Annotated in this window: 10 protein-coding genes; all 10 read right to left on the bottom strand. The window is 72.1% G+C overall.

The genetic code is table 11. From position 1 onward, the window contains the following. Nucleotides 1–96: 96 nt before the first annotated feature. The 10 genes from ABIA32_RS18825 to ABIA32_RS18780 all read right to left on the bottom strand — a co-directional run bounded on the left by ABIA32_RS18825 (nucleotide 97) and on the right by ABIA32_RS18780 (nucleotide 13,388). Nucleotides 97–1,113, bottom strand: a complete 1,017-nt coding sequence (locus tag ABIA32_RS18825) for a LacI family DNA-binding transcriptional regulator (protein WP_370096578.1) — start codon at nucleotides 1,111–1,113, stop codon at nucleotides 97–99. A gap of 11 nt (nucleotides 1,114–1,124) precedes the next feature. Beyond that, entirely contained in the window at nucleotides 1,125–2,333 is a 1,209-nt protein-coding gene (locus ABIA32_RS18820; RefSeq protein ID WP_370096576.1) for an MFS transporter, read from the bottom strand. A 4-nt stretch (nucleotides 2,334–2,337) separates the two neighbouring features. Beyond that, the gene (locus ABIA32_RS18815; protein WP_370096574.1) at nucleotides 2,338–3,378 is read right to left on the bottom strand and encodes a LacI family DNA-binding transcriptional regulator; all 1,041 of its coding nucleotides are present in this window, start codon (nucleotides 3,376–3,378) and stop codon (nucleotides 2,338–2,340) included. A 1-nt stretch (nucleotide 3,379) separates the two neighbouring features. Beyond that, nucleotides 3,380–5,125 (bottom strand): glycoside hydrolase family 13 protein, encoded by a 1,746-nt coding sequence (locus ABIA32_RS18810; protein WP_370096572.1) that lies wholly within the window; start codon nucleotides 5,123–5,125, stop codon nucleotides 3,380–3,382. Between the two features lie 69 nt (nucleotides 5,126–5,194). Beyond that, the gene (locus tag ABIA32_RS18805) at nucleotides 5,195–6,076 is read right to left on the bottom strand and encodes a sugar ABC transporter permease (protein ID WP_370096570.1); all 882 of its coding nucleotides are present in this window, start codon (nucleotides 6,074–6,076) and stop codon (nucleotides 5,195–5,197) included. Next, nucleotides 6,073–7,071 (bottom strand): carbohydrate ABC transporter permease, encoded by a 999-nt coding sequence (locus ABIA32_RS18800; protein ID WP_370096568.1) that lies wholly within the window; start codon nucleotides 7,069–7,071, stop codon nucleotides 6,073–6,075. The genes ABIA32_RS18805 and ABIA32_RS18800 overlap by 4 nt, the downstream gene beginning before the upstream one ends. Before the next feature lie 91 nt (nucleotides 7,072–7,162). Further along, the gene (locus tag ABIA32_RS18795) at nucleotides 7,163–8,452 is read right to left on the bottom strand and encodes an extracellular solute-binding protein (protein ID WP_370096566.1); all 1,290 of its coding nucleotides are present in this window, start codon (nucleotides 8,450–8,452) and stop codon (nucleotides 7,163–7,165) included. Between the two features lie 263 nt (nucleotides 8,453–8,715). Continuing rightward, nucleotides 8,716–9,729 carry a LacI family DNA-binding transcriptional regulator gene (locus ABIA32_RS18790; protein WP_370096564.1) on the bottom strand — a complete coding sequence of 338 codons (1,014 nt, stop codon included), beginning with the start codon at nucleotides 9,727–9,729 and terminating at the stop codon, nucleotides 8,716–8,718. Between the two features lie 33 nt (nucleotides 9,730–9,762). Then, a complete protein-coding gene (locus tag ABIA32_RS18785) occupies nucleotides 9,763–12,651 on the bottom strand; it encodes an FAD-binding and (Fe-S)-binding domain-containing protein (protein ID WP_370096562.1) in 2,889 nt (962 codons plus the stop codon). A 50-nt stretch (nucleotides 12,652–12,701) separates the two neighbouring features. Continuing rightward, nucleotides 12,702–13,388 (bottom strand): hypothetical protein, encoded by a 687-nt coding sequence (locus tag ABIA32_RS18780; protein ID WP_370096560.1) that lies wholly within the window; start codon nucleotides 13,386–13,388, stop codon nucleotides 12,702–12,704. Between the last annotated feature and the right edge of the window lie 126 nt (nucleotides 13,389–13,514).

Below are 13,514 nucleotides of genomic sequence, written 5' to 3'. Positions count from 1 at the left end.
CGCGGGGAACTGCGCGACAAGCCACCGGCATGCGGATGGTCCTCAACGCGCAGGGCCATCCGCACAGGGTGGTTTCTCGCGCAGTTCCCCGCGCCCCTACTGGCTTGCGCCAGTTGAGCCCCGGACGACGAGTTCGGGTTGGAAGACGAACTCCCCACGCTGCGCGGGGTTGCCGCCGATTTCCTCCAGGAGGACGTTGACCGCCGCCGCGCCCATCGCTTCCACCGGCTGACGGATCGTCGTCAGCGGCGGGTCCGCGAAAGCGATGAGTGGGGAGTCGTCGAAGCCCACCACCGAGATGTCCCGGGGAACGGACAAGCCGCGCGCTCGCGCCCCGCGGATCGCGCCGAAGGCCATGAGGTCGCTGCCGCAGATGATCGCCGTGCAGCCCTTGTCCAGGAGGACGTTCGCCGCCGCCTGGCCGCCCTCGACGGTGAAGAGCGAGTGCTGGATCAGCTCCTGGCTCTCCGCCTCGGTGAGCCCCAGCAGTTCCTTCGTCGCGGCCGTGAAGCCCTCTTCCTTCCGCAGGACCGGCACGAAGCGCGAAGGGCCGACCGCCAGGCCGATACGGCGGTGGCCGAGTCCGGTGAGGTGACGGACCGCCATCCACATCGCGGCGCGGTCGTCCGGGGAGATGAACGGCGCGCTGACGCGCTCGCTGAAGCCGTTGATCATCACGAAGGGCACGCCCTGCCCCTGGAGCTTGTCGTAGCGGGCGGTGTCGGCCGTCGTGTCCGCGTGCAGTCCGGAGACGAAGACGATGCCGGTGACGCCGCGTTCGACCAGCATCTCGACCAACTCGTCCTCGGTCGAGCCGCCCGGTGTCTGCGTACACAGCACGGGCGTGTAGCCGAAGCGGGTCAGCACCTGCTCGATCACCTGGGCCAGCGCGGGGAAGATCGGGTTGCTCAACTCCGGGGTGATCAGCCCGATCAGGCCCGCGCTGCGCTGCCGCAGCCGCGTCGGCCTCTCGTAGCCGAGTACGTCCAGCGCAGCCAGCACTGTCTGCCTGGTCGCCGCCGCGACTCCCGGCTTTCCGTTCAGCACGCGGGAGACGGTGGCCTCGCTGACCCCCGCCTGTGCCGCGATGTCCGCCAACCGCGCTGTGTTCACAGCACCGAAGCCTATTGCACGTACACACTTTCGCCTGCTGTTTCCCTGACCCGCGGCCGGACCCGCAGGCAGGCGGAGCACGCGAGTGCGACCAGCGCCGCCGCCGCGGGGACGTGGTAACCCGCGCCGGGCGGCGCGTGGTCGACCAGCCGGCCGCCCGCCGCCGTACCGGCGGAGATGCCGACCAGCAGGCCCGTGGTGGTCCAGGTGAAGCCCTCCGTGAGCTGCGCGGGCGGTACCAGCTCGCCGACCAGGCCCATGCTGGTCGACATGGTCGGCGCCGTTGCCAGGCCCGCGACGAGCAGGATCAGGGCGAGCTGCACGAGGCCGTCGGCGAACGGGAGCGGGGCCAGGGTCAGCGCCATCGCCGCCAGCGCCCAGCGCAGTCGGACGACGGGGCGGCCGCGCGGCCGCCAGAGGCCGAAGGCGAGGCCGGAGAGGCAGGAGCCGAGCGCGTAGCAGGAGAGCACCAGGCTGGCTGCGGCCTTGTGGCCGTGGGCCTGCGCGAAGCCGATCGTGGTGATCTCCATCGTGCCGAAGACCCCGCCGGTGGCGACCAGCATCACGATCAGCGCGGGCATCCCGGGCGCGCGCAACGCGCTGCCCGAGGAGGATCCGCGCGGCCTGCTCGTCGGCGGCGGTTCGGTACGGCGCTGGGTCGCCAGCGCGAGGATGCCGAGCAGGGCCAGCAGCGAGGCCGTCAGATAGGCGGTGAGCGGCGAGAACCCGGTGGCCAGCGCCATCGCCGCGATGGGGCCGAGGATGTAGCAGAGCTCGTCGGCCACGCCCTCGTAGGCGTACGCGGTGTGCAGCACGGTCTCGTCGTCCCGGTGCAGCTGGGCCCAGCGGGCCCGGGCCAGCGAACCGGTGTTGGGACCGAGTCCGCTGACCGCGCAGGCCGCGAGATAGACCCCGATCGGCGCGTGCCCGTAGAGCGCGGCGACCACGCCGACGCCGCCGAGCGTCGCCAGCAGGACGGCCGGGAGGCTGACTCGGGTCTGCCCGTAGCGGTCCACCAGCCTGGCCTGCCAGGGCCCGGCCACGGCGACGGCGACCAGCGTCGCCGCGCCACCGAGGCCGGCCAGGCTGTAGGAGCCGTGCAGGCCGGTCACCAGGAGGGTGGCCGCCACCGAGAACATGCCCATCGGGAACCGCGCCACGAGCACCGCCAGCGTGAAGCCGACCGCGCCGCGCGGCGCGAAGAGTGCGCGATACGACATTCGATCAGTCCCGCGCCCGCGCGCCCGTCGAGCCCCGGACGACGAGCTCGGGCTGGAAGACGAACTCCGCGCGGTGCGCCTGGGCGGTGTTGAGTTCTTCGAGCAGCGCGTCGACCGCCGCCGCGCCCATCGCTTCGACCGGCTTGCGGATGGTGGTGAGCGGCGGGTCGGCGAAGGCGATCAGCGGGGAGTCGTCGAAGCCGACCACGGAGACGTCCCCGGGGACGCTCAGTCCGCGCTGACGCGCCGCGCGGATGACCCCGAAGGCCATCAGGTCGCTGCCGCAGACGATCGCCGTGCAGCCCTTGTCGAGCAGGCTGCCGCCGGCCGCGTGGCCGCCCTCCACCGTGAAGAGGGTGTGCTGGACCAGTTCTCCGCTCTCGGCCTCGCTCAGCCCGAGCAGCTCCCTCGCGGCCGCGTGGAAGCCCTCCAACTTCCGCGCCACCGGCACGAACCGGGCCGGACCCACGGCCAGGCCGATGCGCCGGTGGCCGAGCGCGACGAGGTGCCGCAGCGCCATCCACATCGCGGCCCGGTCGTCGGGCGAGACGAAAGAGGCGTCGATCCGCTCGCTGTAGCCGTCGATGAGCACGAAGGGGACTCCGCGTCCGGCCAGCCGGGCGTAGCGCTCGTGGTCGGCGCTGGTGTCCGCGTGCAGTCCTGAGACGAAGACGATGCCGGTGACGCCGCGCTCGACGAGCATGTCGACGAGTTCGTCCTCGGTCGAGCCGCCGGGAGTCTGCGTGCACAGCAGCGGCGTGTAGCCGTTCCGGGTCAGCACCTGCTCGATGACCTGGGCCAGGGCCGGGAAGATCGGGTTGCTGAGCTCGGGTGTGATCAGCCCGATCAGTCCGGCGCTGCGCTGCCGCAGCTTGACCGGCCGGTCGTAACCGAGCACGTCCAGCGCCGCGAGCACCGTCTGCCGGGTCGTCGCCGAGACGCCCGCTTTCCCGTTGAGGACGCGGGAGACGGTCGCCTCGCTGACGCCGGCCTGCTGCGCGATGTCCGCCAGGCGGGCCGGGCCCGCCTGTGGGGGGATGGTCATCTCAGCAGGTCCACCAGACCGTGGTGTCCGCCGCGATCACGGCCTCCCCGTCGGCCAGGACCGGCTCCTCGCCCGAGGAGAGCAGCGGCCGCCCCGGCAGGGGCAGCCGGACGGGCGTGGAGCCGGTGTTGGCCACGCAGACGAAGCCACTGGAGGCACCCAGGGCCACGTCGGCGTTGCTTTGTCCCGGCACGGGCCTCCGGAAGGCGAGCACCTCGGCGGGCGCGTCCAACCACTCGACGCTCTCGCCCGCGCCCAGGGCCGGGTGCTTGGCGCGTACGGCGAGAGCGGAGCGGTAGAGCTCCAGCGTCGAGGTCGGGTCGCCGGTCTGCGCCGCGACGCTGAGCTCCGCCCAGTCCTGTGGCTGCGGCAGCCAGCTCGGGCCGCCCTCGACCGGGCCGAAGCCGTACGGCGCTGCCGTGCCGGACCACGGGATGGGCACCCTGCAGCCGTCGCGGTAGCCGTCCTGGCCGGCCTGCCGGTGGAAGGAGGGGTCCTGGCGGACCTCGTCGGGCAGGTCGGTGACGTCTGGTAGGCCGAGCTCCTCGCCCTGGTAGACGTAGGCGGAGCCGGGGAGTGCCAGCATCAGCAGCGTCGCGGCGCGCGCGCGGCGCAGGCCGAGCTCGCGGTCGCCGGGGGTGCGGATCTGGGTGCTGTTGCTCGGCGGGTTGGCGAAGCGGGTGGCGTGCCGGGTGACGTCGTGGTTGGACAGCACCCAGGTGGCGGGCGCGCCGACCGGGCGCATCGCGTCCAGGGTCACGTCGACGACCTCGCGCAGCGGCTCGGCCTGCCACGGGGTGCCCAGGTACTGGAAGTTGAACGCCTGGTGCAGCTCGTCTGGCCGGACGTAGTTCGCGGTGCGGGCCACGGTCGGGGTCCACGCCTCGGCGACGAAGATCCGCTCGCCGGGGTACTCGTCAAGGATCGGCCGCCAGGAGCGGTAGATCGCGTGCACGCCGTCCTGGTCGAAGAAGGGCATCTCGTCGTTGCCGAGCAGCTTCAGCTGGTCGTGCGTGCCGAGGTCGGGCAGCCCGGCCGCCTTGACCAGCCCGTGGGCGACGTCGATGCGGAAGCCGTCGACGCCGAGGTCCAGCCAGAAGCGCAGGATCGAGCGGAACTCGTCGGCGACGGCCGGGTGCTCCCAGTTGAAGTCGGGCTGCTCGGGGGCGAAGAGGTGCAGGTACCACTCCCCCGGCCTGCCGTCCGGCTCGGTGACGCGGGTCCAGGCCGGGCCGCCGAAGATGGACTCCCAGTCGTTGGGCGGCAGTTCGCCGTTCTCACCCTTGCCCGCGCGGAAGTGGAACCGCTTGCGCAGCGCCGAGCCCGCGCCCTCGCGCAGCGCCTGCTGGAACCACTCGTGCTGGTCCGAGCAGTGGTTCGGGACCAGGTCGAAGATCACCCGCAGACCGAGCGCGTGCGCGTCCTCGATCAGGCCTGCGGCGTCCGCGAGTTCGCCGAACATCGGGTCGACCCGGCGGTAGTCGGCGACGTCGTAGCCTGCGTCGGCCTGCGGGGAGGCGTAGAAGGGGGAGAGCCAGACCGCGTCCACGCCCAGGTCGCGCAGGTAGGGCAGGCGCGAACGGATGCCGGCGAGGTCGCCCATCCCGTCGCCGTTCGCGTCGGCGAAGCTGCGCGGGTAGACCTGGTAGATCACCGCGTCGCGCCACCAGCCGGTTCTCCGCTGCGCGCTGGGCTCGCCTTCACCACTTCGCGCGGGGCGGGCCGGAATGACGAGATGCTGGGTCATGGAATCCCTTGAAGGCGAGATCTGAGCGGGCGAAGAGAGGCGCGGCGAGGGCATGGCCCGAGGTGCGGGTCAGCCCTTGGTGCCGCCGGCGGTCAGGCCGGTCACCAGGTTCTTCTGGACCACGTAGAACAGGGCGGCGGCGGGGACGGCGATGAGTACGCCGGTCGCGGCCAGGTAGTTCCACTGCGAGTTGTACTGGCTGATGAACTGCTTGAGCCCGATGGCGAGGGTCAGCTTGTTCGGGGAGAGCAGGAAGTAGGAGGCGAAGGCGACCTCGCCCCAGGCGGTGATGAAGGTGTAGAACGCCGCCACGGCCAGGCCCGGTCGGGCCAGCGGCAGGATCAGCCGCCAGAAGGTGCCGAAGGGCGTCAGGCCGTCGATCCGGCCGGCCTCGTCGATGTCCACCGGAATGGTGTCGAAGTAGCCCTTGAGCAGCCAGGCGCAGTAGGGCACGGCGGTGGTGCAGTAGACCAGGATCAGACCGGGGTAGCTGTCTAGCAGGCCGGTCTGCGCCATGATCTTGTAGAGCGGCACCATCAGCACCGCGACCGGGAACATCTGGGTCAGCAGGAAGGTGTACATCAGCGAGCCGCGCCCCAGGAACCTGATCCGGGAGACGGCGTAGCCGGCGCTGGCGGAGACCAGCACGCCGATCACCATGGTGCCGCCGGCGATGATCGCCGAGTTTCCCAGCCAGGTGAGGAAGTCGGTCTGCGTCAGCACGTGCGTGTAGTTCGACAGCGAGGGGTGCGCGGCGATCCGTTGCGGGTGCTGGTAGTCGAACTCGCCTGCCCCGAAGGAGACGTAGACGACCCAGCCGACCGGGAAGGCGGCGACGAAGGCCGCCAGCGCCAGCACCCCGTGCAGGCCCAGCGAGGCCAGGAGGGAGCGCTCGCCTCGTACGCGGGCGCCGGGCTTCTTGGTGGCAGTGCTCGTGGTGGTGGCGCTCATGCCTGCGCTCCCTGCATGCGCCGCATCCAGCGCCGGTAGAACTCGGTGAAGACGACGAGGATGGAGAGGCAGAGGATGCCCACCGTCGCGGCGCGCGCGTAGTCCATCGGCGTCTGACCGAAGAAGAGCTTGTAGGAGTACGTCACCAGGATCTGCACGCTGTCGCTGTTGTTGGCGCCGAAGAGCAGGAAGATGACGTTGAACTGGTTGAACGTCCAGATGATGCCGAGCAGCACCAGCGTGCTGCTGACCGGACGCAGGCCCGGCAGGGTCACGTGGCGGAAGCGCTGCCAGGGGCTCGCCCCGTCCATCTCGGCGGCCTCGTAGAGCTCGGCGGGGATGGCCTGCAGGCCGCCCAGCATCGAGAGCATCATGAAGGGCACGCCGACCCAGGTGTTGACGGCGATCGCGGCGACCTTCTGCCAGAACGGGTCGCTGAGCCAGGACAGGTGGCCCAGGCCGACCGCGCCGAAGAGGCTGTTGACCACGCCGTCGTCGGCGAGCATCAGCCGCCAGGAGAAGATGGTGACGAAGGTCGGCACGGCCCAGGGCAGCACCAGCAGCAGCCGGTAGAAGGAGCGGCCGCGCACGTTGCGGTTGAGCAGCACGGCGAGGCCGAGGCCCAGCGAGACGGTGACGGTCACGCAGCTGACGGTCCAGATGATGGTCCACCAGAAGTGCGGCCAGAACTGGTTGTCAGGACCGGACAGGATGTCGAGGTAGGTCTTGAGCCCGACCCAGCTGAAGGTGTCGGGGATGTGGTTGACCCCGATGGTGTGTCCGACGTTGAGGCTGGTGGCATCCGTGAACGTGTACATGATGCCGAGGACCAGCGGGTAGCCGACCAGCAGCCCGAGGATCACCACGACCGGGGCGCACATCGCCCAGGCGTACCAGAACTGGTCGTACGATCGCCGGATCCGGCTCAGCGGCCCTGCCCGCCGCTCCTCGGCCCGGCCTGGCGGAGCGGCTTTCACCGGTGCTGCCACGGTCATGCTGACACCTCTTCACGAAGATTCTTCACGGTCGACGCCCGGATGCCGGCCGGCCGCCCCGTCCCACCGGAGGCGGCCGGCCGGCAGCGGATCACTGCGCGGCGTAGTCCGGGAGCAGCTTCTGCGCCTGGACGGTCGTGTTGCTCAGACCGGCCTGCACGCTCTCCTGACCGGAGAGGATCTTCGTCAGCTCGGTGCCGAAGGGGCCGTACAGCGAGCTGTACTGGGAGATCGCCGGACGCGGCACGCCCGCCTTCAGCACGGCCTGGAAGCCGGCGATGCCCGGGTTGGCGGTGACGGCCGCGGTGTAGGCGTCGGTGCGGGTCGGCAGCGTCGCGTTCTTGGTCGCGATGGTGATCTGCGAGGCGGCCGAGGTCATGAAGGCGATGAACTTCTCGGCGGCGGCCTGGTGGGCGGCGTCCGAACCGGCGTAGGCGATCAGGTTGTGGCCGCCGATCGGGGCGCCGGCCTTGCCTGCCGAGCCGGCCGGAACGGCGGCGAGACCGAGGTTGGACTTGTCCGCGAAGGAGGCGCCCTTGAAGACGTTGGTGGTCTCCCACGGGCCCTGGATGATCGAGGCGACCTTGCCGCTTCCGAAAGCGTCCATGATGTTGGCGTAGCCGTTGGCGGTGGTGTCCAGCTTGGCGACGCCGGGTGAGGTGACCAGGTCCTTGAGGGTGGTGATGCCCTTGATCGCGGCGGCGGAGTTGAACTCCAGCTTCTTGCCGGCCACGTCCACCATGTCGGTGCCCTCGCCGTAGAGGAAGGGCATCGCGTAGTAGGAGGACGGGTTGAAGGCGAAGCCGTCGACGCCGGCCTTCTGCTTCACGAGCGCGGAGTCGGCCTTGAGCTGGTCCCAGGTCGTCGGCGCGGAGGTGATGCCGGCCTTGGCGAAGAGGGACTTGTTGTACATCAGCGCGAGGGTGTCGGTGACCTCGGGAACGCCGTACAGCTTGCCCTGGTAGGTGGCCTGCTGGATGAGCTGCGACTCGAAGGAGCTCTGCTCGGCGGCGGCGGGCGTCCCGTCCAGCGGGACCAGGTAGCCCTGCTGGGCGAAGCCGGGGAGCCAGCCGACATCGGAACGCATGACGTCGGGAGCGCCCTTGCCGGCGGCCGCGGCGGTGGTGAACTTGGTCTGGGCGTCGGCGAACGGGACGCTGACGTAGTTGACCTTGACGCTCGGGTTGGCCTGCTCGAACTGCGCGACCAGGGCCTTGTAGGTCGGGGCCTCGTTGGTGGCGTCCGAGGTGTCCCACCAGGTGATGGTGACGGGTCCCGCGTTGGCGGTCGAGCCGGTCGCAGTGCTCCCACTGGAACCGCAAGCGCTTGCAGAAACCGCTATCGCCGTCGCCAGTACGGCTGCCGCAATGCCACGACGCATTGTTGCACTCCTTCAAGGGTGGATGCCGGTGACCGCGCGGCCGCCGGGCTTGGGGAGGAACGTAACAGCGATGTAAGCCCGTCGGAAAGACCTTGCAGCAACTTTCTGCAAGGTCCAGCGATCGTTACCTGCGCGTGTCCGGCGCGTTGCCGGGAAACGACATCAGCCACGCATCCAGGTTCGGATGCGTGGCTGATGGGAGCCTTGCGGGTCTTACTGCAAGAAGGTGCCAAAGGTGCCGACGCCGCCCCTCGCCCATAGCCCTAGGCGGAGGCCGGGGCGGGGCCGGTCGAGCCGCGGACGACGAGCTCGGGCTCGAAGAGCAGCTCGTCGTGGGTCACCCTGGCCCCGGCGATCTCGCCGACCAGCAGCTCGACGGCGGCGCGGCCCATCGCCTCGATGGGCTGACGGATCGTCGTCAGCGGCGGATCGGTGCAGGTCATGAACGAGGAGTCGTCGTAGCCGACCACCGAGACGTCGCGCGGCACGTCAAGGCCGCGCCGACGCGCGGCGCGGACCGCGCCGAGCGCGAGCGGGTCGCTGGCGCAGATCACGCCGGTGACGCCGCGCTTGAGCAGCCTGGCCGTCGCGGCCTGGCCGCCCTCCAGCGAGAAGAGCGCGTGCTCGACCGCGTCGTCGGGCAGCTCCACCCCGGCCCTGGCCGCCGCGATCTTCGCCGCCGCGAGCTTGCGCTGCGAGGGGACGTGGTCCGGCGGGCCGAGCACCAGGCCGATCCGGCGGTGGCCGAGCGAGACCAGATGCCCTACCGCCTGCTCGACCGCCACCGCGTCGTCGCAGCTGACCTGGGGGAAGTCCAGATCCTCTATGGCCGCGTTCATCAGCACGGTGGGCAGCCCGCGTTGCGCGAGGCGTTCGTAGTGCCCGTGCGGGGACTCGGCCTGCGCGTACATGCCGCCGAAGAAGACCACGCCGGACACCTGCTGCGTGAGCAGCAGTTCGACGTAGTCGGCCTCGGAGACGCCGCCGGCGGTCTGCGTGCACAGCACGGGCGTGAAGCCCTGCTGGGCCAGCGCGCCGCCGACCACCTCGGCGAAGGCGGGGAAGATCGGGTTCTGCAACTCGGGCAGGACCAGGCCGACCAGACGCGAGCGTTCGCCGCGCAGCTGGGTGGGTCGCTCGTAGCCGAGTACGTCGAGTGCGGTCAGGACAGCGGTGCGAGTGGCCTCGGAGACGCCCGGCTTGCCGTTGAGCACCCGGCTGACCGTCGCCTCGCTGACCCCGACCTTCTGCGCGACCTCGGCGAGTCGTCGTGTCATGCAGGCAAGGTTAGTGCACATCGCGCAAGCTGCTTACGCATTCTTGCAATTCTCCGGCAGGGCTTGCTGCAAAGCGAGGTCCAGCAGCTCGGCCAGGTGCAGCGCCCGGCGGCCGTCGGCGAGTTGGGCGATCTGGGTGCGGCAGCTGTAGCCGTCGGCCAGCACCACGGCCTCCGGTTCGGCGCGCAGCACCGGGAGCAGGACGCGCTCGGCGGCGGCCACGGAGACCTCGTGGTGACCGCGCTCGAAGCCGAAACTGCCCGCGAGCCCGCAGCAGGAGGCGGGCAGCCTGCGGACGTCGAGCCCGAGCCGGGCGGCCAGGCGCTCGTCCGCGCCGGTGCCGAGCACGGCGTGCTGGTGGCAGTGCGTCTGCGCGAGCGCGCCGCGCAGCTCGGGAGGGACGGGTGGGAAGGCGAGATCGGGTCGTCGCTCGGCCTCCTCCTCCAGCAGTTCGGCGAGGGTGCGGACGCGGGAGGCCAGTTCGCGCGCGGCGGGCTCGTGGGGCAGGTAGCGGGGCAGCTCCTCGCGCAGCGCGGCGGCGCAGCTCGGCTCCAGCACCACCACGGGCAGGTCCCTGACCCCCTCCCCGCCGAGCACCCGCAGGGTCCCGGCCATGGTGCGGCGCGCGGCGTCGAGGCGTCCCGTCGTCACCTGCGTCAGGCCGCAGCAGACCGGTCCCGGCGGCAACAGCGGGCGGAAGCCGAAGCGTTCCAGTACGGCGGCGGCCGCGCGGAGGACGGCCGGATCGAGGTGGTTCCCGAAGGTGTCCGGCCAGAGCAGCACCGGTCGTCCCGTCGCCGGAGGGCGGTACGCGCTCGTGAAGGCGCGCGACGGGATGTGCGGCAGCGAGCGCTCTGGCGCCGTCCCGGCCAGCGCACGGGCGAAGGCGGCGACCGGCCGGACCCGCAGCCCCGCACCGACCGCGCGGCCGAGGCCGGGAACGGCGTGCAGCAGACGCAGCAGCCGGGGCAGTCCGCCCAGCGCGTAGTGCGTGCGCGGACGCGCGCGTCGGCGGTAATGGCGGTGCAGGAACTCGGATTTGTACGTCGCCATGTCGACCTGGACCGGGCAGTCGCTGGCGCAGCCCTTGCAGGAGAGACAGAGATCCAACGCGCCCAGGACCTCGCGCGAGCGCCAGCCTGTGGTGACCGGTCCGTCCTTGGTCGTGAGACCGCGCAGCAGCTCGGCGAGGAGCCGGGCGCGGCCTCGCGTGGAGTGTCGCTCGTCGCGGGTGGCCGCGTAGCTCGGACACATCACCCCGGCCGGATCGTCCGCGACGCAGGCGCCGACGCCGACGCAGCGTCGCGCGCCGTCGGCCAGCGGCAGCTCGCGACGGAGAGCGGGCTGCCGCAGGTCGGCGTCGAGGGGACGGGGGTCGACGAGGTTGCCGGGGTTGAGCAGGCTCGTCGGGTCGAACAGCGCCTTGAAGCGCGCGAAGAGGTCGATCACCTCCGGCGGGTACATCCTGGGCAGCAGCTCGGCGCGGGCCTGGCCGTCGCCGTGCTCACCGGAGAGCGAGCCGCCGTGGCGGACGACCAGGTCGGCAGCGTCGGTGAGGAAGGCCCGGAACCGTCCCGGTCTCGCCTGCGTCGTCTGCTCGTCCAGCGGGAAGTCCAGGCGCAGGTGAACGCAGCCCTCGCCGAAGTGGCCGTAGGGCGTGCCGTGCAGGCCGTGCTGGGACATCAGCGCACGCAATTCGCGCAGGTAGCCGCCCAGCCGCTCCGGCGGCACTGCGGAATCCTCCCAGCCGGGCCACGCCTCCGTACCTCCTGGCGCGCGGGTCGCGGTCCCGGCGGCGGACTCGCGGACCCGCCACATCGCGCGTTGCTCGGCCAGGTCGGTGAGCACCACGACGCGGGCCCCCTGGCCGCGCGCAGCGCGGGCGAGCGCCTGGGCGTGGTCGCCCGCCTCGGCCTCCAGGAGCAGCCAGCCCGCTCCCCCGGGCAGCCGCTCCCGCGCGGCGGGGTCGCGGATCAGGTCCGCTCCCATCCCCTCCGCCGTCAGCGGGCGCAGCGGCAGCAGCTCGAGGACGGCGTCCGCAGCGGCGGTCTCGTCGGCGTAGCCCGCGACGACCAGCTCCCGCCGGCGCGGCAGCGGCGTTAGCGCGACGGTCGCGCCGAGCACCACGGCGCAAGTCCCCTCGGAGCCGGTGAGCACGCGGGCGAGGTCGAAGCCGCGCTCCGGGAGCAGCGCGTCCAGCGCGTAGCCGGAGCCTCGGCGCGGCAGTTGTGGGAACGCCTGGCGCAGCGTGGCCAGGTTCTCCTCGACGAGGGCGTGCAGCCCTCGGTAGAGCTCGCCCTCGCGCCCCGGCGCCCGTAGCAGCGCCGCGCGCTCCTCGGCGCTCCGTCGGCCTTCGGCGCTCGGTCGGCCCGCGACGGTGAGCTCGGTGCCGTCGGCGAGCAGCAGATCCAGGGAGCGCACGGCGTCGGATGTGCGCCCGAAGGCGACGGAGTGCGGCCCGCAGGAGTCGTTGCCGATCATCCCGCCGAGCGTGCAGCGGCTGTGCGTGGACGGATCGGGGCCGAAGACCAGCCCGTGCGGCGCGGCGGCGGCCTGCAACTCGTCCAGCACCGTCCCCGGGCGCACCCGCGCGGTCCGCGCGTCCGGGTCCATCGCGTCCGCCGCCAGTCCGCCGAGCCCGGCGCGGAAGTCCAGCACCAGCGCGCCCGGGCTGACGGCCTGTCCGCCGATGCTCGTCCCCGCGCCCCGCGCCAGTACCGGCACGCCGTACTCGCGCGCGATCGCGACGGCGGCCCGGACGTCGTCCAGCGAGGCGGGTTTGACGACCCCGAGCGGCACCTGACGGTAGTTCGACGCGTCGTAGGAGTAGACGGCGCGCTGGGCGGCGCCGAAGTCCACGTCGCCGCGCAGCGCGGTGCGCAGGGCGGCCTGCAGTGCGCGGTCGAGCGCTCGGGTGGTCACCCCGCCATTCTGGATCACCGGGAAGCGTCGGCTCGGACGCCGGGCCCGAATCACCCCGTGAAGGCCGCCGCCTGCCGAGCCGCGTCGACCGTGCACGGTGACAGCAGCGGTGCGGGCCAGGCGACCCGACTCCCGTCAGGGCTCCGAACGGCGAGAGCGCAGGCGCCCGGCACACCGAGGGCGAGGTACGGGTCGGGGGTCGGGCCGGAACGGTCGTCCGCGCCCGGCAGGCCGGCGCCTTCGGCGGTGAGCCCGGCGACCAGCTCCCCGGCAGTCAGCGCGTCCGCGGGGACGGCGGGCAGGGCCGGGCACGGAACCGCGACCGGGTCGCCGAGTTGCGGCGGCCGCCAGTCGAGCGTGTAGCAGCGGACGGCGCTGACCGTACTGCGGCCGTCGAACGCGCCCGTCGTCACCTGCCCGACCAGCCGGACCGTCAGCACCGCCTCGCCCGCGCCCGGATAGTCGGCCCGCAGCAGCATGCTGTCGACGACGTCCGCCGCCTCCGCGAAGCGTGCCTCCCCCGGCCTGCCGTCGGCGGGCAGCTGACGCAGCGCCATGGCCAGCAGCTGCGCCTTGCCGTCGGCGGCGCGCGCCGCGAGCGCCGGGGCGTTCGGCGCGGTCAGCCAGCCGAATGCCTGTCCGACGAGTGCGACGGCGGCGAAGCTGGCGAGGGTGATGGAGAGTCCGAGCAGCCGCCGCCACGTCACCCGGCGCAGGCCGAACCGCGGCGGCGCCACGGCCACCCCAGCGGTCGCTGCCCCCTCCATCGCCGTATCGCCGCCCCTGTCGCTCCCGGCACGCTTCTGTGTCGGTCCGGTGAAGAACCATTGTGGGGCCTGCGCACGAGGTTCGGGGCCGGGCAG

The organism is Streptacidiphilus sp. MAP12-20 (assembly GCF_041262525.1).
Classification (GTDB): domain Bacteria; phylum Actinomycetota; class Actinomycetes; order Streptomycetales; family Streptomycetaceae; genus Streptacidiphilus.
This window is presented reverse-complemented; position numbering and strand designations above follow the sequence as displayed.

What these genes read in the sequence shown, in the direction of transcription:
- ABIA32_RS18820 (WP_370096576.1), bottom strand. Translation starts at nt 2,333, where the DNA reads ATGTCGTATCGCGCACTCTTCGCGCCGCGCGGCGCGGTCGGCTTCACG.
- ABIA32_RS18815 (WP_370096574.1), bottom strand. Translation starts at nt 3,378, where the DNA reads ATGACCATCCCCCCACAGGCGGGCCCGGCCCGCCTGGCGGACATCGCG.
- ABIA32_RS18810 (WP_370096572.1), bottom strand. Translation starts at nt 5,125, where the DNA reads ATGACCCAGCATCTCGTCATTCCGGCCCGCCCCGCGCGAAGTGGTGAA.
- ABIA32_RS18805 (WP_370096570.1), bottom strand. Translation starts at nt 6,076, where the DNA reads ATGAGCGCCACCACCACGAGCACTGCCACCAAGAAGCCCGGCGCCCGC.
- ABIA32_RS18800 (WP_370096568.1), bottom strand. Translation starts at nt 7,071, where the DNA reads ATGACCGTGGCAGCACCGGTGAAAGCCGCTCCGCCAGGCCGGGCCGAG.
- ABIA32_RS18795 (WP_370096566.1), bottom strand. Translation starts at nt 8,452, where the DNA reads ATGCGTCGTGGCATTGCGGCAGCCGTACTGGCGACGGCGATAGCGGTT.
- ABIA32_RS18790 (WP_370096564.1), bottom strand. Translation starts at nt 9,729, where the DNA reads ATGACACGACGACTCGCCGAGGTCGCGCAGAAGGTCGGGGTCAGCGAG.